Here is a 23,884-nt window from a genome sequence, read left to right as displayed (position 1 = left end):
CTCCTTTTACTCTTCGTTGTCTGGAATAAGTTTATTTCTTAATTCCTTAAAAGTAGGTTTTGTCATAACACGGTGCGTTACTTTTAATAAAATCATTGTATTTTCATTTAAATATGGCGCTAGCACATTGTATACTTCATCACCAGTCTTACAAAAATAGACTTTATTAGGGTCCATTCCACATTTTAAAGCTCCTGTCCCAATAGCTTTTGCTTCTTCTCCTACTACCACTAAAATATCAATCTTTGATTCCGCTGCTTTTTTTCCCATATCTTCATATTGTTTAATTGCATAAGGTCCTTCTCCTAGCTGAGGCATGTAACCTAATAAAGCAATAGATTGTTTCTCTTTTGACATATCACTAAGAACTCCGAGAGCTGTAGCCATCGATAAAGGTGAAGAGTTCCATGTATCATTAATTACCGTACATTCATTCATTCCTCTTTTAAATTCCAAATGTTCTTCTACTTGTTCAAACAAGCTAAGTCTTTGTATGGCAACGGAAATATCAACGCCCACATAAAATACTGCAGCAATGGCAGCCAGTGCATTATACACATTATGTTCACCATATCCAGGGATAAAAGCATCGTATTCTTTGTTTTGGTACTTTAAAGTAAAAGCCATTCCTCCATTAGCATATTTAATATCTTTTGTTTGAAATTGGGAACTATCATTTTTACCTATATATACAACATTTTGAAGGTGCCTAACATCAAGCACTCTCTTAATATTTTCATCATCTGCATTTAAAATCAAAATGCCGCTGTTTGGATCTAAGCCTTCTACAATTTCGGCTTTTGCTTTCATATATTCTTCAGGTGTTTCACAATCAGCGAGATGGTGCACGCCTATATTTAATAGAATTCGTATTTGTGGCTGAAAGTAGCGACACGCAACTTTTAAATAGCCCGGATAAGCGACAGGCATTTCAAAAACAGCTACTTCTGTCGTATCATCAATACCTGTTAAATAACGTAGATTTACAGACATAGAATTCATGCTCATCCACGTAGCTTTCACTTTATAATCTTCAATTAATATTTGTCGGATCATCTCTTTTGTGGTCGTTTTTCCACAAGTTCCTGTAACACCAATAACAGGAAGATCAAAAAGCCCTCGGTAGTATTCGATAAATTTCCAATAAGCCTCTTCTAATTGAGCTGTTTTAACAAGAATAATATTTCCCTCTAAGTTCGTGCACAGCCCAGGGTGATCTGTTATAACGACAATTGAATGATTTTCTTTCCAATACTTCCCTCTAATCGGTTCTCTATCTAAATGAAAGATGAGTGTATGATCCTCTATATCCTTTTTAGCGTAGTTTATAGCATGTTTAATAACAGGATTTCCTGATCCATAACAAAGGTCTCCCCCCGTTTGTTTAAGGATTTCATTTAATGTGAAGTGCTTCATGTTAAATCCTCCTTTTCTTCTTCGTAACCAGCCAGTGAAGACGCATAATTAAGCAGACGAATCCCCGCCAAAGTACGCAGCTTGTAGGCTCTAATTTGTGAGAATAGACTATCTGGTTTTGCATTTATTTCAAGTAACTTTATGGAACCGTACTGATCTATACATAAATCTACCGCCAGCTCCCCAAAAGGACCTACTTTCTCCTCTACTGTTGCAACAATATTTTTAGATATTTTAGCTAATTGGTTTATAATGAGCCTTCTGTCTGTTGGATCAGGATATAAACTGTTTAATATTTTACTGAGGCGCATATTCGTTTCAGAATCTTCCGTTAGCACATCTTCACCGGTGAGACGCGCAACCATACCCGTTCGAAGCCAAATTTGCTTTTCATTTTTTTGCATATAAACCCGTATTTCCAAATTTTTATCTTTATGCTGTTTTCTGCGAATTCCTTCTTGAACAAGATAAGGATTGTTTTTCATCAAAGGAGAGAGCAAAGTAAATAATTCTTCCATATTACTGAATTGATGCAGCTCTTTTTTATTAAGATCGAACCAAAAGATGCCTGTTGGTCGGCGAACGATACGCATGACTCCTTTACTTAAGGCTCCGCCAAGCGGTTTTAAATAAACTTCTCCATAGCTATCAAGCATTTCTGCAATGTCAGCAGAATTTTGTACGAGACGTGACTCTGGAAGAAATTCTTCATATTCTTTCATAAGAAGTTCATATGTTGCCCACTTATCTCCCGTAAGCTGAAACAAATTTGAAGAATTAACAAAAGGAATTTTATAAATCGCCTGGAGTTTTGCCCTTACTTCATCTATTAAAATATTCTTTCTACCATCTATGAAATAACGGTCATAAATAACAGCAGGAAAAGGAAAAAGCCCTTCACCGTTAATGGTTGTTCCTTTAACCAATTTTTTCTCCCAATCAATATCTTCGGGTTCAAACACATATACAAGCATTCGCTTTTCAGTTGCTAAGCGACATAGATGATGGAAATAGGTTGTTTGTCTTTCAAAAGGACGGTTAGCAAGAATGCCAATGATAGGACCTAAAGTTATGATGCCTTCTGAAGCTGATAGCTTGGGGCACCAATCTTTCGGGAGAGATAGTTTATCACGGAGAGATTTAGAGAGTTGAACCATATTTGGATGGCGAAATGAAAAAGGATAAGAATGAACAGTTGCAGTTGATATTGCCTTTCCTGCACTAACAATCGTAGACTGCCCCTCTTTGAGGCCGTATTTTAAACGGAGCTTTTTGGGGATTTGAATAATATGTCCGCGGTCATAGATTTCTTTAGAAATCTTTACATTCCAATTCCTACGAATATCCTTTGATTCATCACAAGGAATTTCTTTTTCTATCATTTCAAATAGAAAAGATAGTTCATTTTGATAGTGTGGATAGCTGGATGTTTTCATAAGATTGGCCTTGATATCTTTCCACATTCGTTTAAGAAAGATTTTATTCCCTTGATAGTAGGCACGCTGCGTAAGTGGATGAAATAAAAATTCGCTTTTTAATTCATGATGATGGGTAGCAACTAGCTGAGCAAGAGCTAAAGTGGAGAGAGTAATTCTAGGGTCGATAATCCAAGAGCTTAAAGTTAAATACTCAAATCCATACGGTTTCTCACGATAGCGTCCAAGGCCTCCATGGTTCGTCTTCCGTCTGAGTTTAGCGGTCTTAGATTCTTCTATCAGCGCTACGGGAATAGCAAGGTAGTGGTCAAGAGCTCTTAATAAGGATAAAGAAAGCGGAATGCCAAAATGAATATGTCCTCCACATTGATACCCTGAAAACGGCATGCTGCCTGCCCGAAAATGAATATTTTCATATGGTACCTGTGCAGATGCTTTTTCTATTAATTTTTGAATATTCTCAAATAGTTCTGTTGATGAATTCGCTTTTTCAGGCCTAACTTCTACTAATGCATACTCACCGCTATCTTGCTCTATTTGTCTTTCATCACAGCCTATCGGACCTTCAACAGAAAAAAAAGTAGAAGCTGGTAGAAGCTCTCCATCACAACTTAACATAAACTCAACGTCAGCACCCATGCTAAAAGGAACACTAGGCTTTAATGGATTTTCTATCCATTCACTTTCTGATGAGTTAATATCTGTGACGATACACTCTCCATTTTCTAATACCCCCATTTTGACAAAGCCGCTTTTAGCTCCCGTTACATAAAGCGCTCGAATGGCTATGCTTACCAACATTTCCGGTACATCCATGCTGTTTATCCGTTCTAATTTCCAGCCGAAGGCTTTTGTTCGAATGGGTATTTCATTAAATACAACGTGTTCACTAGTAACTACTTGTACTGATTTTACGTTCAGCCCTTCCACTTCTAGGAAATATTCTTTGTCTATTGCATACATTTTCGTAAAATAATCATATCCTTCATATATTGCTTGATCCTTTGTATTTACGATGACAATATCTCTTCCGCTATGGTGACCATACTTCCTCCCTATCACTGGATATGAACAGGTTTTGGGGTCAACTAATTCAACAGACGGTACATTATTCAGATTAAGAGTTTGCAACGTCATTTCTTTATCAGATAATATCCCTAACTCTTCTCTCATTGGATCCATTTTAAAGCCTCCTAATTAGAACTTTCTATCGTATTTTGCTACTTTAATGCCCTATAACAATAATCAGCTACTCCTATAGTATGTAAATATACAAAATACTCCTGTACATTTATCTATTTATTTCCACCATCTCTAAAAACTTTTTATGTATTTATTTAACACGTGTAATAATTCACCGATTTTATTTTTACTGCATTTATTATAGAAAGGATAGATTTCAAACGATATAAAAGGAGAAATAGTCAATGACATTAAAATTCATTCATGGAAACTACTTAAAATACAACAAAGGAACTGGTTTTATAAGCTGTCACGTGGATGCACTTCATGCAGAACCACCCGCTGCTGATTTATTTACGGATAAAATTGTAGAAAATTTAGTCAAGAAAACAGGATGTGCAGGAATCGTTAGTACGATTTCCAGAACCATAGCAGATTTAAATAGAAATCTAAATGAAACAAACCATGAGGGGATACATGAATATAGAAGCACAATCAAAGAAATTGTTAAATCTTTAAAAATAATAGATAGTGATAATTTCCTTTTAACACCCTATTTGCATTTATCTTTTCATGGAATGAAGGACACACATTACGGGCCTCATGCAATTGAAGTGGGGACTTTATATGGACAATCTTGCTCAAAGGAAGTTAAAGATTGGTTCCAACAGGAGCTGACTAAAAAATCTGAAGATTCGTTCCCGAAAATCCATGTAATATTTGATAATAAATTTGTTGGAAACGAATCAATTGCCTTTCACAGACAAGGTGACAATAGCGGCTATCTAGGTTACAGTCATAATTTTAATACATTTCAAATTGAATTATCCCGGACTCTGCGCAGCAAACACAGAACTACTATAACGAAGATATTTTCCGAGATTATTGATGACTTTCAACAAACATTCGTCGCTACTTAGTTTTTAGGAATCTTTTCCGTCTACTATTTCCTTTATATATTTAGGTAAAACAAATGATGCACGGAAAATTTCAGGATCAATATATTGAGTATCTGTATGCTGTAGCTTCGTCAAATCGGCCTGAAGAGGATCCATTTTTTTAGAAGCAATCGTAAAACTCCAAATGCCGCAAGGGAAAAGAGGTATAGTCACTAAATATGTGCGGACAATTGGAAATAGCTCCTTTAAATTTTTAATTGTGCCTTGTAATGTAGAAGTATTGTAGTAAGGAGATCCTGATTGAAAAACAACCACGCCATCATCCTTAAGGCTGTTGTAGACATATTGATAAAAATCAGGTTGAAATAGTTTTTTTCCCGGTCCAACAGGGTCAGGCCGATCAATTATGAGAACATCATAAACTCCCTTTTGTTCTTGAATCCAATCTATTCCATCGCGATGTATCATATTGAGCCTAGTTTCACCATCATAACAAGAAGCCGGAGTTAGCCATGTGCGGCAGATTTCTGTAACTTTTGGATCGATTTCGACTACATCAATTTGTTGAATTCCGTCATACTTCATGGCCTCCCGTGCAGGACCACAGTCTCCTCCGCCAATCATCGCAACTTTTTTAGGATTTGAATGAGTTATAATCGGCACATGGCTAATCATTTCATTATAAATAAACCCTTCTCCTGTTGAAATTTGTGGAGTACCATCTAGCACCAACATTTTCCCATACCATTTTGTATCCACAATACTGATTTGTTGATAGGAAGATTGCTCATAGTGAAGCAGACTTTTTACTTTATACCCCATTTTCACTCTAGCCTGTCCAACGTAACTCCATATCCAGAGAACTCCATTATCATCCTTTTTATAACCTGAAAGAGGATGCTTTTCTGTCACTTTTTCCACCTTCTATTTCAAAAATTTGTGTTCTATATAAAATATGAATTATTTTTTATTTCGCTATAATTCGATAGCACAAATTTATAGATGCTTACTCTATTAATCTCTTCTGATTTCAATTTTCCTTCCATTCTTTCGACAATATTTCTACTTACTGTTTCTTTCAAAGCTTTTTAACCGTTTCTTCATCAGCACTTAGATAGAATGTAAGTGTAAGTGTAAGTGTAAGTCTAAGTTATCTCTCCACTTTTATCTGGGTCCGCTCTTCAATAAAAGTACGGAAGAAAACCTAACACAGAATGATACATAAGAAAGAAAGCGTAGTATCATAATTACCATATTGCAACAGCTTTACGCTGGATATAAAAAAGGAGGTTTTTAAGTAATGTTTTCTAAACGGCCCTTATCTGTACTTCTTATCTCGACTTTATCTATGATTATTGCTTTTTCAGTATGGTCTGTCTTCGCACCTATCGCTGCAGATATTCAAGTAATGTATTCATTAACCAATGCTGAAAAAAGTGTCTTAATTGCCACTCCCGTCTTATTAGGTTCCCTCATGCGAATCCCGATGGGGATTTTAACAGATCGCTTCGGGGGAAGAAAAGTCTATTCTTTGACTATGCTGGCTCTTTTACTCCCTACCATTTGTGCAGGCTTTACTCATTCTTATTCTATGCTGCTCTTTTGGGCATTTTTTATCGGCATGGCTGGAACAACATTTGCTATTTCCATTACCTATGTCTCTAAATGGTATTCACCTCAAAAGCAAGGTTTTATTTTAGGAATTGCTGGGATGGGCAACTTAGGATCGGCGGTAGCAAGCTTTAGTATTCCACTTATCTTTTTTTCTTTTGGCTTGCCTTGGGTATTTTGGAGTTTAGCAATTGCGGTAGCCTTAATGGCTCTTTTATTATGGGTAGGAACTTCAGACCACCCTTCTGTTGCTTCCCCCAAAACGCTGCAGGAATCTTTATCGGTATTAAAATTTAAAGAAACGTGGTTTTTATCCATTTTCTATTTTTTAACATTTGGTGGATTTGTAACGTTCAGCATCTATCTTCCTACCATTTTGCATGATCAATTTAACGCTTCAACTGTAGACAGTGGACTGAAAACAGCTGTATTTGTCGTGCTAGCAACGTTTGTACGGCCTCTTGGAGGATATTTATCGGATGTCTTCGGAGCAAAAAAAGTACTCACCTTCGTCTTTACCGCAATGCTACTAATAGGGTTATTTATTGCATTTACCATCACTGCCTTCTCCCTATTTAGCGTAGGTTGTTTACTTGCAGCCATTACTCTTGGTATCGGAAATGGAGCTGTTTTTAAAATGGTTCCATCTGTTTCAACAGGAAATATTGGAGCTGTTACCGGGATCGTAGGAGCATTCGGAGGAGTAGGCGGCTTCTTTCCCCCTATTGTGCTAGGCTTTATAAAAGATACAAGCGGAGATTACGTTGTCGGTTTTTCCTTACTAGCGCTTTTTGCCCTATTCTGTCTCTTACTAAATTATTCTGGATTCAAAAAACAAAATGTACGTATTAACCAAAAGCACCTTGCCTGATTCCATGCAAAAAGCCTCTTTTTTCAAGAGGCTTTTTGCATCAGCATTTTTAATAGCTGTTTCTTTTTACAGAAGGGCTAATCTTCACAGCACTTACTTTAAACCCCGGCATCTTACAGGCGGGATCTAATTTCTCAGAAACAAGGTTATTAACATTTTGAGAATCCGCCCAGTGAAAAGGAACAAATACGGTATCTGGCCGAATGCCCTCTGAAAATTTGCTTCTTACCACAATCCTTCCATATGAAGATTCAATTTGTACTAATTCTTGATTCAAAATTTCATATTTTTTCGCTGTTAACGGGTGGATTTCCATAAAAGATTCGAAATTTCTAGCAGATAAAGACGCACTTTTTCGCGTTTGCACACCCGTTAAATAGTGCGACATCACTCTCCCCGTTGTTAAATAGAGAGGATATTTTTCCGTTATTTTTGCTTTAGGTACAATAGCTTGATTCGAGACAGGGACCATCATCGCTTTTCCATCACTATGAGCAAAACGCGTTTCAAACAGGCGCTCGGTTCCTTTATCTGTTAAGCTTCTGCATGGCCATAAAATTCCTTTTTCCTCTCGTAATCGTTCGTACGTAATACCAGAGTAATCCGCGATCCCTCCTTTACTTGCTATTCGCAGTTCATTAAATATTTCTTCAGCTGATGAAAATGAAAAATGCTCCTCTTTCCCTAAAGCTTTAGCAATTTCACATAGTATTTCCCAGTCGTGTTTGATTTCGCCGCCGCATGGAAAGCTAGCTTCGCGTAATGTAACTCTTCCCTCTACATTTGTCATGGTTCCTTCATCTTCCAAGTAGGAAGATGCTGGTAAGATCAAGTTTGCTAATTTTGCCGTTTCTGATTCAAACATATCTGCTACCACTAGAAATTCAAGCTTTTCAAAAGCCTTCTTAACAAAATTAGCATTTGGATTTGAAACTGTTGGATTTGAACACATCAAAAACAGCCCTTTAATCTCACCATCATGAATTTTTTCAATCATCTCATATGCAGAAACACCTTTTCTAGGAAGATCTTTCTCCTCTATGTTCCACACATCTGCTATATACATCCGGTGCTCATGATTTTCGATTGAACGGTAGCCTGGAAGCTGATCCGCTTTTTGACCATGCTCCCGGGCTCCTTGCCCATTTCCTTGACCGGTAATAGCCCCATATCCGCAGCGAGGTTTACCGATTTTCCCAACAGAAAGTAGAATATTCAAAAAATTTTGCACCGCAGCACTTCCGTCTGTTTGCTGCTCTACCCCTCTAGCAGTAAAAATCATTCCCGTTTTTCTTTGACCAAACATACGGGCAGCTTGGTACATCTCTTCAAGTGGCACTCCCGTTATTTCTTCAATGATATTAAATTCTAGAGACGCCACATATTGAATTACTTCTTCAAATCCATTGACACGTTCTTGTAGAAATCGTTCATCTAGATAATTTTCTTCGATAAGGATCTTCAAGATTCCATTGGCTAATGCCGCATCGCTCCCCGGCTTAAGTTTCAAGTGTAAATCAGCTATTTTAGTTGTAGCGGTTTCTCTTGGATCAATTGCAATAATAAAGGCTCCGTTTTCTTTTGCTTTCTCAAAATAAGGCATAATCGTTGGCTGACATTCCGCAATATTTGTTCCAGCTAACATAATACATTCAGTAAACGGAATCTCCTGCAAGCTATTCGTAAATCCTCGGTCCATGCCAAATGTTTTACTAGCAGCAGAAGCAGCAGCCGACATACATAAGCGTCCATTGTAATCAATATACTTTGTTTTTAACGCAACTCGAGCAAATTTCCCTAATAAGTAAGCTTCTTCATTTGTAATAGAGGCACTTCCATAAACACCCAGCGCATCTGCTCCATTCTTCTCTTGAATCTCTGCAACGTTTTCTTTAATATAGTGAAGAGCTTCTTTCCAAGAAATCTTTACAAACTCTCCGTTTACTTTTAATAAAGGATATTGAATCCGATCTTTATGCAAAGGATGCTGATGCGCATTCATTCCTTTGATACATAACCTTCCTTGAGAAGTAGGGTTGTCTGTTCCAATTGTTTTATACGTTTTCCTTTTTACATGTGTTTGTTCAACTAGCTGCATTTTGCACTGCATGCTGCAGTAAGGACACTGAGTATTATAGATACGCTCGGTTTCAACTTGCTTTTGCTGCTCACGAAAATATTTCAATAGCATCTCAGTCATCGTAGGTCACCCTTCTTTCCTATAATAAATATGTGATTGCACGAGAGCGCTCTGAACTGAGCTGCTTCATTAAATACTCTCGATTGTCTACCTCAAACAAAACTTCTCTGACATGAACAATTCCTACTCGCTCGATCCAGCTCCCGACGGTTTCCAAATAGTTCCCCGTTTCACGGTAATATTGAATCAAAGAACAGCTGATTTCTACTGCTTCTTCGTTCGTTTCGGCCACATAAAACAGCTCCCCGCTTCTGGCTTCTGCGCTGCTTCCGCCGACATATATTTCCCATCCTCTGTCTATTCTTCTTAATCCTATATCACTTGTTGTTACATTCTCTGCAATGTGAGAACACGAAGCAATACTGATTTTGATATCACATGGGGTCTTTACATATTCAAGCTGTTTATCTAATTCATTTGATAAAGCAAGAGCAGGTTCATACTGACAAATACACGTTCCTTTTCCTATATAAACAGATACATTTTTAACTGTACGTTCATATAGATGCTGAAGTCCTCTATCTATTTCCTCACTTACCAACGGAAGATATTCTTTTTTCACTCCAATAAGTTGAATGCGCTGATCACTTGTTAAACGAATATTAGAGATGTTGTACCTTTCAGCTACATTTGCTATGTTCCTTAATTCCTGTACATTTGTCAGACCACCGTGAATTTGCGGTACCACTGCATAAGTCCCATCGTGAAGCAAAACGGCCTGTTCATTCTCCGTAGTAAATAAAGAATGTCGATTGTTTTCATAATGAGGATTCATCATATCTAAATAGTAATGAAGACCGCCTTCACATAACGAACAGCCTTTCATGTCTTTAAACTTTAATATTTCTCTTACTTGCTGAACCGTCTCAAATTGATATTGCTGCATTTCTCTTACCAGCTCATCTTCTGATAAATGTGTACATGTACAAAAGGTTTTTTGTTCAATGATTTCATCAAACTCATCGCTTTGAATATATGTTAAAAGATCTGTTACAAGGGGTTTGCATCCTCCGCATGAACCAGAAGCTTTCGTGCAATTTTTTATTTCATCTACTGTCGTTAAATCATTTTTCTGTACTGCTTCAATAATGGCTCCCTTTGTTACACCGTTACAGTTGCATACAATATCTGTAAGTGGCATAGAAGTTACTGCATTCTCTTTTTCATGTTGAGAAGGAAATAATTGTACTTTTTCCGCTTGCGACAAATCCTTTTTTTCATTAATCATTTGTGATAGCTTTATAGCCTCACTGGTATCTCCAAAAAGAACAGCTCCCACTATTTTCCCCTTGCGAAAAACGACTTTTTTGTATATACCATCTAACATATTCGAAATCGTAATGGCTTTTGTACCTTGATTTTCCTTGAACTCTCCGACTGAGTAAACGTCTATTCCTGATATTTTTAATTGAGTGGAAAGAACGGACCCGCGATAACCATCGTTTTTTATTTGGCAAAGGTGTCGTGCTAAGACTTTTCCTTGTTCGTAAAGAGGAGCAACAAGGCCGTATGTCATCCCTCGATGTTCCGCGCATTCACCTACTGCATAGATATCCGGGGTGCTCGTTTCTAAATAATCATTTACGATGATTGCTCTATTTGTTTCTATTCCACTTTTTTTAGCTAGATTAACATTTGGCCTCACTCCTGTAGCCATTACAACTAAATCAGCTGCAATTTTGCTGCTATCGTTAAATCGGACGCCTTCTGCTCGATTTCCCCCTATAATCTCATCCGTATGTTTGTTTAATAGAAAACTCATGCCTTGCTTTTCTAATTCTTCTCTTAACATAGCAGATGCTGCTCTGCCTAACTGTCGCTCCATTAAGAAACCCGAATGATGAATGACTTGAACATCCATTCCCAAATTTAATAGTCCTCTAGCAGCTTCCAGCCCTAACAGACCCCCTCCAATAACCGCTGCTTTTTTATACTGTTTAGAAATTTTAATCATTTCCTGACAGTCTTCGATGGTACGAAAACCGAGGACACCTTCTTTGTCAGACCCTTTAACGGGGAGCATATACGGGCTCGAACCAGTAGCAAGAATAAGCTTGTCGTACATCGTCTCTCTGTTTTTATCTGTTTTTATTATTTTTCTCTTGGTGTCTATGTGCGTAACGCTTTCTCCTTTAAATAAAGTAATATTATTTTCCTTATACCATGCTAAAGAATGAATATTGATATCTTCAAGCTTTGTACTGCCTTGTAAAACGGTTGATAATAAAATTCGATTATAGTTAACGTGAGGCTCACTTCCAAAAACAGTAATATCAAAACAATCTGGAGAATGAATAAGAATTTCTTCAATACAGCGCATTCCTGCCATTCCATTTCCGATTAATATTAGCTTTTGTTTCGTCATATAAAAACCTCCAACACATAGATTCAGACCGTAAAATATACAGTTTTTATTATTTCATAAACTTCTCTAAAAGAAATGAACCTTGTTATAACTTCTAACATTAAAATCTGTTTAAAGCTTATGAATACGCCGATACCATTCGTTGAAAGCAAGCTTTTATATAGAAGATTAATATGCTTTAAAAAGGGGTAGAAAAAAGGATGCTATGCTTATATCACCTTTCCCTACGCCTTATAAGTAATCTATATAAAATTTTGTTATCTTCTTTTTGCCTACTGTTTATTTATTTTGAAATCAATTATGATAAAAAAAGAGTCTGAATTGGAGGTTTAAAACATGTCAATAACCGTTCACGCCACTCAGTGGATTCATTTTCAAATTAAATTGTATAACCTTCATTCCAAAACGAGATCGCTTAAAGATCAAAAACTAGAATTACCTCTGCCAGAATTCCATCAAAACCTAATCATATTTACATCAGCAGCTCATCATGGCCTTACGTTTGGATATCAAGCCATTCAATGGGATACACCCTATACTTCCTGTCCGATTTACATAGAGCATCAGTCTATTCCATGGTCCACTTTAGAACAACGTTCCCATAAGCACATAACCGAACATATTACAGCTATTTTCTTGGAGACAATGTTTTATAGACAAAGTCAATTCAAACAATGTCAATTTTGTTTTGAATTTATCATTCCTGAGAGTCTTTTTGACCATACAACCTGTCAAAACTGCGCATCACGACATTTTGGAGTGGTGTATTAATTAACAAACAAAAGCCTGAAGGAGTCAGAAAATCTCTGACTCCTTCAGGCTTTTGTTACATGACTAGCTGAACAAAAAGTGGAATAACGGCAACTGTGACGACGCCTACAATAACAACTGCAATACTTGCCATAGCTGCCTCTACTTCTCCCATTTCAATCCCTACGGCTACTCCTAGCGCATGCCCAGAAGTTCCAAGAGCTAATCCTTTCGAAATTGGATTCTTCACCTTGAATACTTTTAAAAATAAAGCGCCCAGCGCATATACGATGACTGCATTAAAAATAACAGCAAAGGAAGTAATAGCAGGAATCCCTCCAATATCTTGAGACAATGGCAGCGCAATCGCTGTTGTAGCTGCTTGTGGAAGCATTGATTTCATCACAACTTCATCCATATGAATACCTTTAGCAATCGCAAAAATAATCGCTACCGAACAAACTGACCCTACCGCAATAGAAGAAAGAATTTGCCACCAGTACTTTTTTAATTTATCGGCTTGCTTATATAAAGGGATGGCAAAAGCAATTGTTGCCGGTTCTAAAAAGAAGCTGATAATCTTCCCCCCGCTGCTATATTCCTCATAAGAAAAATGACCAATTTTCAAAAAAGCAATTCCGAGTACCATTGCCACAAATAAAGGAGTAAATAAGAAAAAACCTTTTGACTTTTTAAATAAATACGTTCCAATGCCGTACGCAGCTAAAGAAACCACGATTCCAAAATACGGATTCATCTTTCCAACCACCTTGTCTCTTTATAATTGATGTTAAGCAATACCTTGTTTTTTCGTTTTTTCACTCATATCTACATCTTTTATTTCTTCTTTTGCTTTATTATCTTTTGTCATGCCAAGTATAAGCTGTGAAAATAAGCCTGTAACGCCTAACAAAATAATCGTTGCCACGATGATAACTAAACAAATTTGAATGCCGTACTGCTGCATAATACCTAATGAATTCATAACAGAAATACCTGCTGGTACAAATAAAAATCCGATCAAAGAAGTTAAAGCCGTTCCCAGTGATTCAACTTGCTCTAGTTTAATAATCTTCAAGCAGAGTGCAAGAAATAGCAGCACAAGTCCAATGACTGAAGCAGGCATTGGAAAAGGCAAATGCTCTGCAATAAAATCTGAAATCAACATAATTACGGAAAAAATAAATGCTTGTGTTAAGAAGCCATACACTTTTTTAGCACTCATTTCTTTCACCTCTCTCTGTTTGTTGACTTCATTATATAAAATGAAAATCGAAAAGAAAGCGTTTTCAAATTAAAGAGTCAAATATTTGTGCTCACTTACAAAAATCGAGCCTTGAAATGCAAAAAAAAGCTTGCCAAAATGCATACGCAAGCTGTTTTTTCTTTAAATTCCTAAACGTTTCTTCAATTCTTTAGCATATGTACGGCTGACAGGAACTCGCTCATCGTTTTTCATTACTAAATTATACGTAGAATTAAACCAAGGCTGTACTTCGGAAATATGATCTACGTTGACGATATACCCCCTGTGGACACGACTAAACGACTGAGAAGGGAGCTTTTTTTCTAGCATAGCCAGCGTATCAGCAGTATGGTAGGATTCTGTTATAGTCTGGATGGTGACTTCTCCTTCTATTAATCCTACAAACAAGATGTCCTTTATATTCACCAACACAATCGAATCGTCTACAGAAATCGCTAACTTTCCAGTTTGAGAAGAAGACTCTCCTATCGATTCTTCTTCTTTCACAGCGGGATGAGGAACACGCATTTTTTTATATTTATGAATGGCCTGCACCACTCTTTCTTCATCAAAAGGCTTCAAAATGTAATCAATTGCATCTACTTCAAAGGCTTGTAAAGCGTACTGATCGTACGCGGTTGCAAATATAATAGCTGGCGGATTTTTCATTTTTTTAAGCCTTTTAGCAATATCAAAACCGCTGTCATCTGACAATTGTATATCTAAAAATAATAAATCCGGCTTTTCATCCATCATTTTATCCAACGCCTCTTCGATACTTTCAGCTTCTTCAATGAAGTCTACTTCTTTCGTTCGATGTAATAAATATTTTAATTCATCTCGCGCTAACATTTCATCATCTACTATTAGTACTCGCAGCATATTACATACCCTCGCTTTTTAATTCAATTGGTATAACAAACGAAACCGCTGTTCCTTCTGTTACGTCAAACTCCAGCGTTGTTTCTTTTCCAAACAATCCGTGCAATCGTTGTTTAATATTGTAAAGAGCCGTCCCCGTTCCTTTTTCTGAAAAAACGGGCTGATTGCCAAGCATTTGCAATCGTTTTGTGTCTATACCTTGTCCATTGTCTTTTACCTTTACGTATACATATTTATCTTTTGTCTCAATATAAACTTCTACTCGACAGTGCTTTTGTTTACGCGGAAACGCGTGCCGAATGGCATTTTCCACAAGCACTTGAAGAATAAATGGCGGAAGCAAGACATCATCTAGCCCTTCTTCAATATACATGTCAATTTCGTATTTATTAGGGAACCTGGCTTGTTCAAGCGATAAGTACGCGTGAACATGATCAAGCTCTTTTGATAACGGAATCAACAGCTGCCTTGCACCTTGCAAATTGGAACGAAAATAAATGCTTAGCTGTAAAAGCAGCTTTCTGGCTTTTTCTACATCCTGTCTGCACAGCGCCGATATCGTATTAATAGCATTAAATAAAAAATGAGGATTCACCTGAGCCTGTAAAGCTTTAATCTCCGCATCTTTTAGCAATTTACTTCGAAGCTCTGCTTCGCCGAGCTCTAGCTGAGTTGAAAAAAGTTTAGCTAATCCTTCTGCCAGCTCTTCCTCCACTCGGCTTAACCCGCTCGCATCTTTAAAGTACATTTTTAGTGTTCCAATGGTAGTACCGTGAGAAGTAAGCGGCATCACAATAGCGGCATGAAGCGGGCAGTCTTTATGCTGACAATCAATTTGTTCTCTCGATTTTGCTTTCATAATTTTTCCTGTCTTCAGCACTTCGTGAGACAGCCCGGTAATTAAACTATGCGAAGGAACGTGATGATCAATTCCTTCCCCTACATGAGCTAAAATTTTGTGCGTATCAGTTAGCGAAACAGCATCCGTACCTGTGAAGCGATGAATAATATTTGCAACATTTTCACATGATTCACTAGTAAGACCCTGACGAAAATGTGGAAGAGTTTGATCCGCGATTAATAATACTTTGTGTGTCTGGAGCGCTCTCATTTGTTCCTCTTGCCGTAAAATGGACTGAATAATAGATAAGAAAATATAGCTTCCCGTGCCATTTACAATAATCATTGGAATAGCAATAATACTCACTAGCGTCCATGCCGAATCAAACGGTTTAGCAAATAATAAAATAATCAGCATCTGAAGCGTTTCCATCGCTATGCCTACAAGTGCAGCAAAGCGCGGTGTAATCGTTCGATGTTTTTTCCGGTAGGCATAGCCGATATATCCAGTTAACACCCCTGCTAAAACGGATGAAACTGCACAGCTAAACGCCGTACTCCCTCCTAACATAAAGCGATGAACGCCAGCAAGTATTCCTACTCCTAAACCAACAAATGGACCGCCAAGCAGACCGCCCATTTCCACACCCATAATTCGTGTATTTGCAATCGAGCTTGATGGATCTACTTTTAATAATAAGTCTTCATTTCGAATAATTGTTCCTTGAATTTCAATTCCCGTGTAGTTACTAATAATGCTAAAAAGAGAAAAAATAAAAATAAGTACAGCTTTTCCTTTATATCCTTGCTGTTTGCGGAGAAATTGCCGAAAAACTTTTGTATGTGCCAGCAAAAAACCTAAGATGACAATAACTCCGACTCGTTCTACCATCATAATTAATAAATGAATCATTTCTAGCCACCCTTTGCTGTCTGTTTCTATTTTATATTGTTACATTGATGGTGGCAGAAATCTAGCTTTACAAATAGAAAAAAACTGTGCGAATACGTACTGTATTCGCACAGCTTGATTTTAAGCTTGAACCGTTTTAAAAAATTGAGGCAAGTAATCTTTATGAGCTTCTAGCATCTCATCGACAATTTGCTTAGCTAGTTTATCAGAAGCCACAAGAGGATTAATGGTTAATGCTAAAATAGCTTTATCATAATCTCCTGTCACTGCTGCTTCAGCTGCAATACGCTCAAATGACTTAATTGTTTGGACAAGACCTCGCACAGGTACAGGAAGGTCGCCGACTGAAATTGGCTTCGGTCCATCTTTTGTAATGATACAGCTTACTTCTACGGCAGAATCAGCAGGAATGCTTGCTATGGCACCATTATTGATAGTATTTACGGGCTGAATATCACCTTTATCCGTGTAAATGGATGTAATCAATCGAACGGCTGCATCACTATAATAGGCTCCGCCGCGCTGTTCTAATTGAGGCGGTTTAATGTCTAGATTAGGATCTTTATACAGTTCGAACAGCTCTTTTTCCAACTGTTTTACGACTTCTGCTCTCGTTTCACCTTTTTCATAATTAACGAGCTCTTTTTCTACCATTTCACGCGTTTTATAATAGTACATGTGATATGGACACGTTAACGCATTTAGGGCTTTTGTAAATTCTGGCTCCCATCCAAGTCCCGCTACATTTTTCACAAAGCTGCTGTTAGTTGGATCACTCAATAAATCAATAACTTGATTTTTAACGCTTACACCATCTACATATACATCCAATCCATAGACCATGTGATTTAAGCCAGCAAAATCAATTCGAATGCGAGAGTGATCTACATCAAGCAGCTTAGCAATCCCCATTTCCATTCCGATTGGTACATTACAAAGTCCTACAATCTTTTTAATGTTACTATAGCGGAGCACAGCTTCTGTTACCATACCTGCAGGATTTGTGAAGTTAATCAGCCAAGCTTCTGGACATAACTCTTCAATGTCACGGCAGATATCTAAAATAACGGGAATCGTGCGAAGTCCTTTAAATAATCCGCCCGGTCCATTTGTTTCTTGACCAAGCACCCCGTATTTAAGCGGTATTCTTTCATCTTTCGCTCGTGCATCTAACAAACCAACTCGGAATTGAGTCGTTACGAAATCCGCATCTTTTAGTGCTTCTCTTCGATCTAACGTTAAATGAACATCAATTGGCAAACCTGATTTTTTCACCATTCGTTTTGCCAAATCACCAACAATCTCTAGCTTTTCTTTTCCTTCTTCAACGTCTACTAGCCACAGTTCTCGAACTGGAAGTTCATCGTATCGTTTAATAAATCCTTCTATTAGTTCAGGCGTATAGCTTGAACCTCCGCCAATCGTTACAATCTTAATACCTTTTTTCATAGTGTAATCCCCCCAGAAATTTTGATTGCTTCATATAAATCTACAAATTCAGTAGCCATTTCTTTTACCGTCATCGCATTCATTAAATGATCTTGAGCATGAATCATGAGCAGAGAAATTTCTGTGCTTTCCCCTCTAATTTCACCTTGAATTAACGACGTTTGGATATGATGAGCAGCATTTAATTCTTCTGCAGCTTGTGTAAGCTTTTCACGTGCTTCTGAAAAATTTCCGCTTTTGGCAGCTGCTATCGCTTCCATTGCTGAACTTCTGCCGTTTCCACCGTGTAAGATTAATTTAAAAATATATTCTTGAATGCTTTCCATCCTTTATCCCTCCTTACACAATATCTTTCTTTGTATCACTTGGTACCCCTTCAGCTGCAGGCTGTATACCATTTTCTTCAGTGAATTTTTGTTTATCCCACATTCTAAAGAAAGGATAATAAATGCAAACAGAAATTCCGATATTAATAGCTTGCATAACTGCACCCGATAATTTCCCTCCTGTTGCCAAATAGCCAGAAATAATCGGAGGCATAGTCCAAGGAACCGCAATACCTGCTGGTTTTGCTACCAGTCCTGTCGACATCGCAATATAGGTTGCTACTACCGTCACAAGAGGGGTAATAATAAACGGAATAAGCATCATTGGATTCATCACCATCGGAAGTCCAAAGATGATTGGCTCATTAATATTAAAAAGAGCTGGCCCTATTCCTAATTTACCAAGCTGCTTCATTTGTTGACTGCGCGCTTTTAAAATCATCGCAACGACTAAAGCTAACGTTGCTCCACTGCCTCCGATATTAATCCAAATATCAAAGAACTGCTGTGTAAAAATATTTGGTAATGCTTCATGATTAGCAAATGCAATTCGGTTTTCATCCATAGCTCCATACCAAATGGGAGCCATAATTCCACCGACAATATTCGCTCCATGAAGTCCACATGACCACATGAGCATAATAACAAGTTCGGCAACTAGCGTACCGCCTAAACTGCCGCCTAACACACCTAAAGGCTTTCCAAGCAATTCTCCAACGATATTATGCAGGCTTCCAAAATGCGTTTGTTCTACTAACAAACGTAAAATCCAAATAAATGCTATTACCGTAAAGCCAGGAATAAGAGCAGCAAACGATTTTCCAACAGCGGGAGGAACTCCATCAGGCATCTTGATGATAATGTCTTTTTGAATAAACCATCTGTAAATTTCCGTAGAGAGAATCGCGACAATCATTGCTACAAAGAGTCCTTTACTTCCCATCAAAGCGGTTGGAATTCCGCCGTCTACTAAAATAGCTTCTTTGGCTCCACTTGGGAGAAAGGACACTTTATACGGAGTAGCAAGTAAAAAAGCAGCAAGTGAAATAGCCCCTGCGGACAAAGCATCTACTCCGTATTTTTCAGCTAACCGATAGGCTATTCCGAAACAAGCAAGCAGCGCCATAATATCGAATGTAGCTCCAACTGGATAGGCCATTTTCGTTGCCCATTCTTTTCCGAAAATCCCTGCCATAAGATCGTTATAACCTGGTATCGGTAAATTCGACAGTATTAAAAATACTGAACCGATAATAATGAGCGGCATTGTCAGAACAATACCGTCTCGAAGTGCTTGTAAATGGCGTTGACCCGCCATTTTTCCAGCGATAGGCATTACTTTGGTTTCAAGCATACTATTAAATTTGCTCATGTAGTCCACACTCCTATTTTGAAACTAGTTGAACTGCAAATTTTAACACTTGTTCTCCATTACACGTTCCGTAGTGAACAGGATTTATAACGTCAACTGGCACTCCTTTTTCTTCACCTAGCTTCTTAAGCTGCGGCAATAGGTAGCGCACTTGAGGTCCTAATAAAAGTACATCCGCTTGATCAATATGGTTGCGAACAGAGTCACCAGGAACCGCCCAAATTTTATAATCCGTGCTTTGCTCCTGAGCGCTTTTTTCCATTTTTGTTACTAGTAAACTTGTAGACATTCCAGCTGCACAACATAATAGAATATTCATTTGTCATTCCCCCGTTTTTTATTTTGCTATCTGTTTTGTTGATAGTTTTATCTTAAAATAAAAGCGCTTACATTTATACACAACCTTTTTCCGTTACTAGCGGAAAAATTATGTTTGAACATTCAGATAAAAAAAGAAGCCCCTCTCTTAGACTTCTTTTTTTATCTAATATTTTTCATAAACACCTCTATAAATTCCTCATAATCCTTGCACTTTACTAAGCGCTGCACGACCTGCTTATCATCCACAACGCGGACTAACAAACTGTACATCTTTTGCAAATCGCCTTGATTATTCGCTTTTACACTTAAAAGGCAAATAAATTGTACGAGGTTTCCTTCCCACATAATCGGTTTTTTTAACGTACAAATGGCCCAAAACGTCGTATCCGTTTGAGGAACCATAGGATGAGGAATAGCAACGAGATTGCCAAAACTTGTTGGTGATGCAGCTTCTCTTTCAAAAACAGATTCTATAAATTGAGAAGGAACTAGTCCTAGATGAGTTAATTTCTCTCCTAAAAAATGAAGCACTTCTTCTCTCGTTTGAAATTCTTGCTGTAAATATACTAATTCTTTTTTGGTGTATTCTAAGGAAGGCTGCTGTTTGTTCTTCATTAAACAGTCAATTTTTTTAAAATCACTGTTTTCTAGAATCGTACTTACTTGTACTACAGGAACAGGAAGATGATCTGGAATTGGAATCGTACTAACAATAAAATCTAAAGAGTGCAGCGACATTTGGTGAAGCTTATAATACTGCGTTGTTCCTAAAATAGTCAGATTTAATCCAAAAGTAGCCTGCAGCTTATATGATAATAGCTTGGCACTCCCTACTCCCGATGCGCATACAATCAAACAGCGCTTAGGCTGGTTGATAATTTTCCGACGTTCAATGGCCCCTCCAATATGTAAAGCTAAATAGCCAATTTCCGTTTCATGCATGTCGATTTCAAGGCGATTTTTCAAAACCTTCCCAGCTATAATCCCAGCTTCAAAAGCCAGAGGGTAATGACTCTTAATTCCTTCAAGCATCGGGTTTCGCAGATTCATTCCATATTTATAGCGATTGATAGCCGGTTTCAAATGCAAGCTCATGCCAAGGATCAGCTCTGAATCTTCACTAATTCCTAAATGAAGCTCTTTCTCAATTGCTTCTAATATAGCTGCTGTTAATTCATAGATATGTGTGTCAATAAACTGCTTCACTTCTTTTTCTTCATGATTGCTATTGTTGAGCATTTTTGTACCTAACAAATGAATGGCGATATATGCCGTTTCTGACTTCGGAAAACGAATCTTGAATGCATTTTCAATCTCTCGCACAATTTCAGCTGCCACTTCATATTCTTTATGCTCCATAATCTCAAGCAGATCTTCTGAATACAAAGAGATAAAATTTTCTTCTTGTATTCGCTTACAAGCTATAGCTAAATGAATGATTAAATTATTTAATCCAATGTCTGAAACCATAATATTGTATCGTTTTATTTGATTCAAAATGTGGGCTTTAATCGTTAAGATTGATTCTTGGGGCAGAATAGATATTTTATTGTATACCATATCTATTTCTTTATCTTTTCGGTTGAATATGTACTCAGACATACAGAATCTCATTTTCATTTCGTCCCCTTTAGCTTTCAAGCCATAGTTAGGACGTTTTTCTAAAAGAATATCATACTTACACAGCTGTTTTTTGACGTCTCTTAAATCGTTTTGAATCGTTGATTTGCTAATATACAACTCGTCTGCTAAATCTTCAAGCTTCAAATATTCGTCTGCTAACAGCAATCTTTTGATTAAATAATGCACGCGGTCATCAGGAACCGTTGGAATAGAGGTTGCATCAAACAATTGATTAGCCGAAAGTTCTTTTAATAGCTGATGAAACTGTTTTTCATCTAAAACGCTAAGTTCGTATCCTGTTCCTCGAGCTGATTTAACCTTGGCACCGTACTGAGACAAAATGTCATCCAGCTGTTTTATATCAGTTCGAATAGTTCGCGAAGATACTTGATTTACTGTTGCTAAATATTCGCTCGTAACGGTTGATAATGTAGACTGTATGGACATTAGTTCTCGTAATATGACGATCATTCTTGAATTAAGCATATTTGTTTCTCTCCATTCTCAGAAGATTTTCCCCTTTATAAAATAAATTAAAAGGGCTAGTTATTTTAAACAAAAACAAAAAATACCTAAACAGCAACAAACAGAAACTACATTTTCTGTCCTTGCAGCTTAGGTTTTGCCTGCTCCATCAGTAACAACCCTAAAACAATAGGAATAAATATCTTTATTTGTAATCTATCATTCTTTCTCTTTTTTTTCAATTTCAATTAACGGGTTTAGTAGCATTAATAGAATTTATGTAGCCTGCTCGTACTGATGCAGCCCTAATACAAACGTACGAATTAAAAAAGCTAGTGTCTCATCGGTACTTAACGATATCCCAAATCCCCCTCGCTGCTCCAATGAAGAAAATCCATGTAAAATACTTCGAAGACCTCTAACAGCATGAAGAGCTGCATTTTCCGGAAGTTGATACGGTTTCAACACATTCAACACTAAAGACACAACGTTATCAGATGCTTTTTGTACTTCTTTATCTTGTATCTTTGGTGCTACCGTTGCCGTTGCTTCGTATATTCCCGGAGACTCCCTTACAAATGAAACATACGCTTTACTTAACTGATAAACAGCTTCTTCTGCAGAAGCACGTTCAACAGCATTTTTTAGAAGATGATATAGCTGCTGCAGTCCACTTAAAGCCAGTTCTTTGCGCAGCTCTTCTAACCCTTTTATATGGTTATATAAAGACGGTGGACGGACATTTAATTCTTTGGCTAATGAAGCAATTGTAACAGCATAAAATCCTTCACGATTGGCCAAATCTTCACCTGTTTGAATCACTTTTTTGAAATCTAGTCCCTGTCTTGGCGACATCTCTTCATCTCCTTTTTTCCATTTTTACTTTTGCTTGTTGTATTGCTTTTTCCATCAATTTTAGCGGCTGAGAAAGAATTCTTCCGTGTCCAACAGCAAGAAGTGACGGGTTTAATTCATATAGCTTTTCTGCACTTTTAAGCGCTAGCTCTTTGCTCCACGTTCCAAAGGCAGGAAACGGAAACAGCGGTTTTAACTGACCTGATACCGCAACTCCTCCTTGCACTTGGAAAGAATCTCCGGCAATTAATGCGTTCGTTCTCTGGTCTAAGAAAGACATAGAACCAGGTGTATGTCCCGGTGTAAAAACAGGAGCAAGTGAGCCAATGCAAGACCCTTCTTCAATGAACTGATCAATTTCAGTTGAAATCTTTCCTAGTTTTGGAACCCCTCCGCGAATCGGGTTTTGAGGTTCCTCCGAATCGATTGTTAAATCTCCTGAAAATAATCGATAATCTCTTTGCGACATATAAACGGAAACATTCGGCAAGCTTTTCTTCAAAGTATCAATTGCTCCGATATGGTCTTCATGAGTATGCGTAAAAACGATTCGCGTAATCGGTTTTCCAATTTGATCTGCAGCTTTCAAAATACCGGACGCGCTGTAAGGAAGAGCTGCATCAATTAATGTAAGGCTGTCTTTCTCTTCGACTAAATAACAGTTTACCGGAAAAAAGCGAGGCAAAAACGTCAGTTGATACAACATTTTTTCACGAACTATTTTCATTTCCTCATCCCCTACTATATAAAATAAAAACTAATGGTATTAGTTTTTATTTTAACTAATACCATTAGTTTTATCAATCATATATTGGAAAAAACAAAAAAAGTGTGAGACATAACGAAATCAATTAAATCTAAA

At 37.4% G+C, this 23,884-nt stretch carries 19 protein-coding genes; 3 read left to right on the top strand and 16 right to left on the bottom strand.

Going from position 1 to position 23,884, the window contains the following annotated elements; genetic code table 11:
• Nucleotides 1–6: 6 nt before the first annotated feature.
• A complete protein-coding gene (locus OK414_RS03830) occupies nt 7–1,416 on the bottom strand; it encodes a Mur ligase family protein (RefSeq protein WP_263045704.1) in 1,410 nt (469 codons plus the stop codon).
• The gene (locus OK414_RS03825) at nt 1,413–4,034 is read right to left on the bottom strand and encodes a putative amidoligase domain-containing protein (RefSeq protein ID WP_263045705.1); all 2,622 of its coding nucleotides are present in this window, start codon (nt 4,032–4,034) and stop codon (nt 1,413–1,415) included. The genes OK414_RS03830 and OK414_RS03825 overlap by 4 nt, the downstream gene beginning before the upstream one ends.
• Nucleotides 4,035–4,279: 245 nt before the next feature.
• Between OK414_RS03825 and OK414_RS03820 the strand changes: the two genes are divergently transcribed.
• Nucleotides 4,280–4,954, top strand: coding sequence for a hypothetical protein (locus OK414_RS03820; protein ID WP_263045706.1), 675 nt, complete (start codon nt 4,280–4,282; stop codon nt 4,952–4,954).
• A gap of 3 nt (nt 4,955–4,957) precedes the next feature.
• On the opposite strand, the gene speE is transcribed toward OK414_RS03820, so the two are convergent.
• Entirely contained in the window at nt 4,958–5,845 is an 888-nt protein-coding gene (gene speE / locus OK414_RS03815; RefSeq protein ID WP_034654266.1) for a polyamine aminopropyltransferase, read from the bottom strand.
• Between the two features lie 388 nt (nt 5,846–6,233).
• Here speE and OK414_RS03810 point away from each other — a divergent pair, with 388 nt between their 5' ends.
• Nucleotides 6,234–7,415: an MFS transporter gene (locus OK414_RS03810; protein ID WP_034654269.1), complete on the top strand. Its 1,182-nt coding sequence runs from the start codon at nt 6,234–6,236 to the stop codon at nt 7,413–7,415.
• 49 nt (nt 7,416–7,464) lie between these two features.
• Here the strand turns inward: OK414_RS03810 and nasC are convergent, their stop codons facing one another.
• Both nasC and nirB read right to left on the bottom strand, forming a co-directional pair.
• Nucleotides 7,465–9,615 carry an assimilatory nitrate reductase catalytic subunit NasC gene (gene nasC / locus OK414_RS03805; RefSeq protein WP_034654271.1) on the bottom strand — a complete coding sequence of 717 codons (2,151 nt, stop codon included), beginning with the start codon at nt 9,613–9,615 and terminating at the stop codon, nt 7,465–7,467.
• 19 nt (nt 9,616–9,634) lie between these two features.
• Nucleotides 9,635–11,980: a nitrite reductase large subunit NirB gene (gene nirB / locus OK414_RS03800; protein WP_263045707.1), complete on the bottom strand. Its 2,346-nt coding sequence runs from the start codon at nt 11,978–11,980 to the stop codon at nt 9,635–9,637.
• A 336-nt stretch (nt 11,981–12,316) separates the two neighbouring features.
• On the opposite strand from nirB, the gene OK414_RS03795 reads away from it, so the two are divergent.
• Nucleotides 12,317–12,751 (top strand): hypothetical protein, encoded by a 435-nt coding sequence (locus tag OK414_RS03795; protein ID WP_016763097.1) that lies wholly within the window; start codon nt 12,317–12,319, stop codon nt 12,749–12,751.
• A gap of 55 nt (nt 12,752–12,806) precedes the next feature.
• On the opposite strand, the gene lrgB is transcribed toward OK414_RS03795, so the two are convergent.
• The 11 genes from lrgB to OK414_RS03740 form a co-directional block, all read right to left on the bottom strand.
• The gene (gene lrgB, locus OK414_RS03790; RefSeq protein ID WP_013055484.1) at nt 12,807–13,487 is read right to left on the bottom strand and encodes an antiholin-like protein LrgB; all 681 of its coding nucleotides are present in this window, start codon (nt 13,485–13,487) and stop codon (nt 12,807–12,809) included.
• Nucleotides 13,488–13,520: 33 nt separating this feature from the next.
• The gene (lrgA, locus tag OK414_RS03785; RefSeq protein WP_034654275.1) at nt 13,521–13,955 is read right to left on the bottom strand and encodes an antiholin-like murein hydrolase modulator LrgA; all 435 of its coding nucleotides are present in this window, start codon (nt 13,953–13,955) and stop codon (nt 13,521–13,523) included.
• Between the two features lie 162 nt (nt 13,956–14,117).
• A complete protein-coding gene (locus OK414_RS03780; protein WP_016763094.1) occupies nt 14,118–14,858 on the bottom strand; it encodes a LytR/AlgR family response regulator transcription factor in 741 nt (246 codons plus the stop codon).
• 1 nt (nt 14,859) lies between these two features.
• On the bottom strand, nt 14,860–16,611 hold the full coding sequence (locus tag OK414_RS03775) for a sensor histidine kinase (protein WP_013081809.1): 1,752 nt from the start codon (nt 16,609–16,611) through the stop codon (nt 14,860–14,862).
• A gap of 120 nt (nt 16,612–16,731) precedes the next feature.
• Nucleotides 16,732–18,060: a 6-phospho-beta-glucosidase gene (locus OK414_RS03770; RefSeq protein WP_263045708.1), complete on the bottom strand. Its 1,329-nt coding sequence runs from the start codon at nt 18,058–18,060 to the stop codon at nt 16,732–16,734.
• The gene (locus OK414_RS03765) at nt 18,057–18,386 is read right to left on the bottom strand and encodes a PTS lactose/cellobiose transporter subunit IIA (protein WP_013081807.1); all 330 of its coding nucleotides are present in this window, start codon (nt 18,384–18,386) and stop codon (nt 18,057–18,059) included. Before OK414_RS03765 ends, OK414_RS03770 begins: the two co-directional genes overlap by 4 nt.
• 13 nt (nt 18,387–18,399) lie before the next feature.
• Nucleotides 18,400–19,758 (bottom strand): PTS cellobiose transporter subunit IIC, encoded by a 1,359-nt coding sequence (gene celB, locus OK414_RS03760; RefSeq protein WP_263045709.1) that lies wholly within the window; start codon nt 19,756–19,758, stop codon nt 18,400–18,402.
• Nucleotides 19,759–19,771: 13 nt separating this feature from the next.
• Complete coding sequence (locus OK414_RS03755) at nt 19,772–20,077, bottom strand: PTS sugar transporter subunit IIB (RefSeq protein WP_034654288.1); 306 nt, start codon at nt 20,075–20,077, stop codon at nt 19,772–19,774.
• A gap of 161 nt (nt 20,078–20,238) precedes the next feature.
• Nucleotides 20,239–22,188, bottom strand: a complete 1,950-nt coding sequence (locus tag OK414_RS03750; RefSeq protein WP_263045710.1) for a BglG family transcription antiterminator — start codon at nt 22,186–22,188, stop codon at nt 20,239–20,241.
• A gap of 255 nt (nt 22,189–22,443) precedes the next feature.
• The gene (locus OK414_RS03745; protein WP_034654291.1) at nt 22,444–23,022 is read right to left on the bottom strand and encodes a TetR/AcrR family transcriptional regulator; all 579 of its coding nucleotides are present in this window, start codon (nt 23,020–23,022) and stop codon (nt 22,444–22,446) included.
• Nucleotides 23,023–23,026: 4 nt separating this feature from the next.
• Entirely contained in the window at nt 23,027–23,749 is a 723-nt protein-coding gene (locus OK414_RS03740) for an MBL fold metallo-hydrolase (RefSeq protein ID WP_263045711.1), read from the bottom strand.
• Between the last annotated feature and the right edge of the window lie 135 nt (nt 23,750–23,884).

Source organism: Priestia sp. JV24, from assembly GCF_025910025.1.
In the GTDB taxonomy this organism is placed as follows: Bacteria; Bacillota; Bacilli; order Bacillales; family Bacillaceae_H; genus Priestia; species Priestia megaterium.
The sequence above is the reverse complement of the archived record's forward strand: the minus strand, read 5'-3'. Positions and strand labels throughout refer to the sequence as shown.

What these genes read in the sequence shown, in the direction of transcription:
- OK414_RS03775 (WP_013081809.1), bottom strand. Translation starts at nt 16,611, where the DNA reads ATGATTCATTTATTAATTATGATGGTAGAACGAGTCGGAGTTATTGTC.
- OK414_RS03825 (WP_263045705.1), bottom strand. Translation starts at nt 4,034, where the DNA reads ATGGATCCAATGAGAGAAGAGTTAGGGATATTATCTGATAAAGAAATG.
- OK414_RS03795 (WP_016763097.1), top strand. Translation starts at nt 12,317, where the DNA reads ATGTCAATAACCGTTCACGCCACTCAGTGGATTCATTTTCAAATTAAA.
- OK414_RS03740 (WP_263045711.1), bottom strand. Translation starts at nt 23,749, where the DNA reads ATGAAAATAGTTCGTGAAAAAATGTTGTATCAACTGACGTTTTTGCCT.
- celB (WP_263045709.1), bottom strand. Translation starts at nt 19,758, where the DNA reads ATGAGCAAATTTAATAGTATGCTTGAAACCAAAGTAATGCCTATCGCT.
- OK414_RS03780 (WP_016763094.1), bottom strand. Translation starts at nt 14,858, where the DNA reads ATGCTGCGAGTACTAATAGTAGATGATGAAATGTTAGCGCGAGATGAA.
- OK414_RS03830 (WP_263045704.1), bottom strand. Translation starts at nt 1,416, where the DNA reads ATGAAGCACTTCACATTAAATGAAATCCTTAAACAAACGGGGGGAGAC.
- OK414_RS03770 (WP_263045708.1), bottom strand. Translation starts at nt 18,060, where the DNA reads ATGAAAAAAGGTATTAAGATTGTAACGATTGGCGGAGGTTCAAGCTAT.
- OK414_RS03820 (WP_263045706.1), top strand. Translation starts at nt 4,280, where the DNA reads ATGACATTAAAATTCATTCATGGAAACTACTTAAAATACAACAAAGGA.
- OK414_RS03765 (WP_013081807.1), bottom strand. Translation starts at nt 18,386, where the DNA reads ATGGAAAGCATTCAAGAATATATTTTTAAATTAATCTTACACGGTGGA.
- nasC (WP_034654271.1), bottom strand. Translation starts at nt 9,615, where the DNA reads ATGACTGAGATGCTATTGAAATATTTTCGTGAGCAGCAAAAGCAAGTT.
- OK414_RS03810 (WP_034654269.1), top strand. Translation starts at nt 6,234, where the DNA reads ATGTTTTCTAAACGGCCCTTATCTGTACTTCTTATCTCGACTTTATCT.
- OK414_RS03745 (WP_034654291.1), bottom strand. Translation starts at nt 23,022, where the DNA reads ATGTCGCCAAGACAGGGACTAGATTTCAAAAAAGTGATTCAAACAGGT.
- OK414_RS03755 (WP_034654288.1), bottom strand. Translation starts at nt 20,077, where the DNA reads ATGAATATTCTATTATGTTGTGCAGCTGGAATGTCTACAAGTTTACTA.
- OK414_RS03750 (WP_263045710.1), bottom strand. Translation starts at nt 22,188, where the DNA reads ATGCTTAATTCAAGAATGATCGTCATATTACGAGAACTAATGTCCATA.
- lrgB (WP_013055484.1), bottom strand. Translation starts at nt 13,487, where the DNA reads ATGAATCCGTATTTTGGAATCGTGGTTTCTTTAGCTGCGTACGGCATT.
- lrgA (WP_034654275.1), bottom strand. Translation starts at nt 13,955, where the DNA reads ATGAGTGCTAAAAAAGTGTATGGCTTCTTAACACAAGCATTTATTTTT.
- nirB (WP_263045707.1), bottom strand. Translation starts at nt 11,980, where the DNA reads ATGACGAAACAAAAGCTAATATTAATCGGAAATGGAATGGCAGGAATG.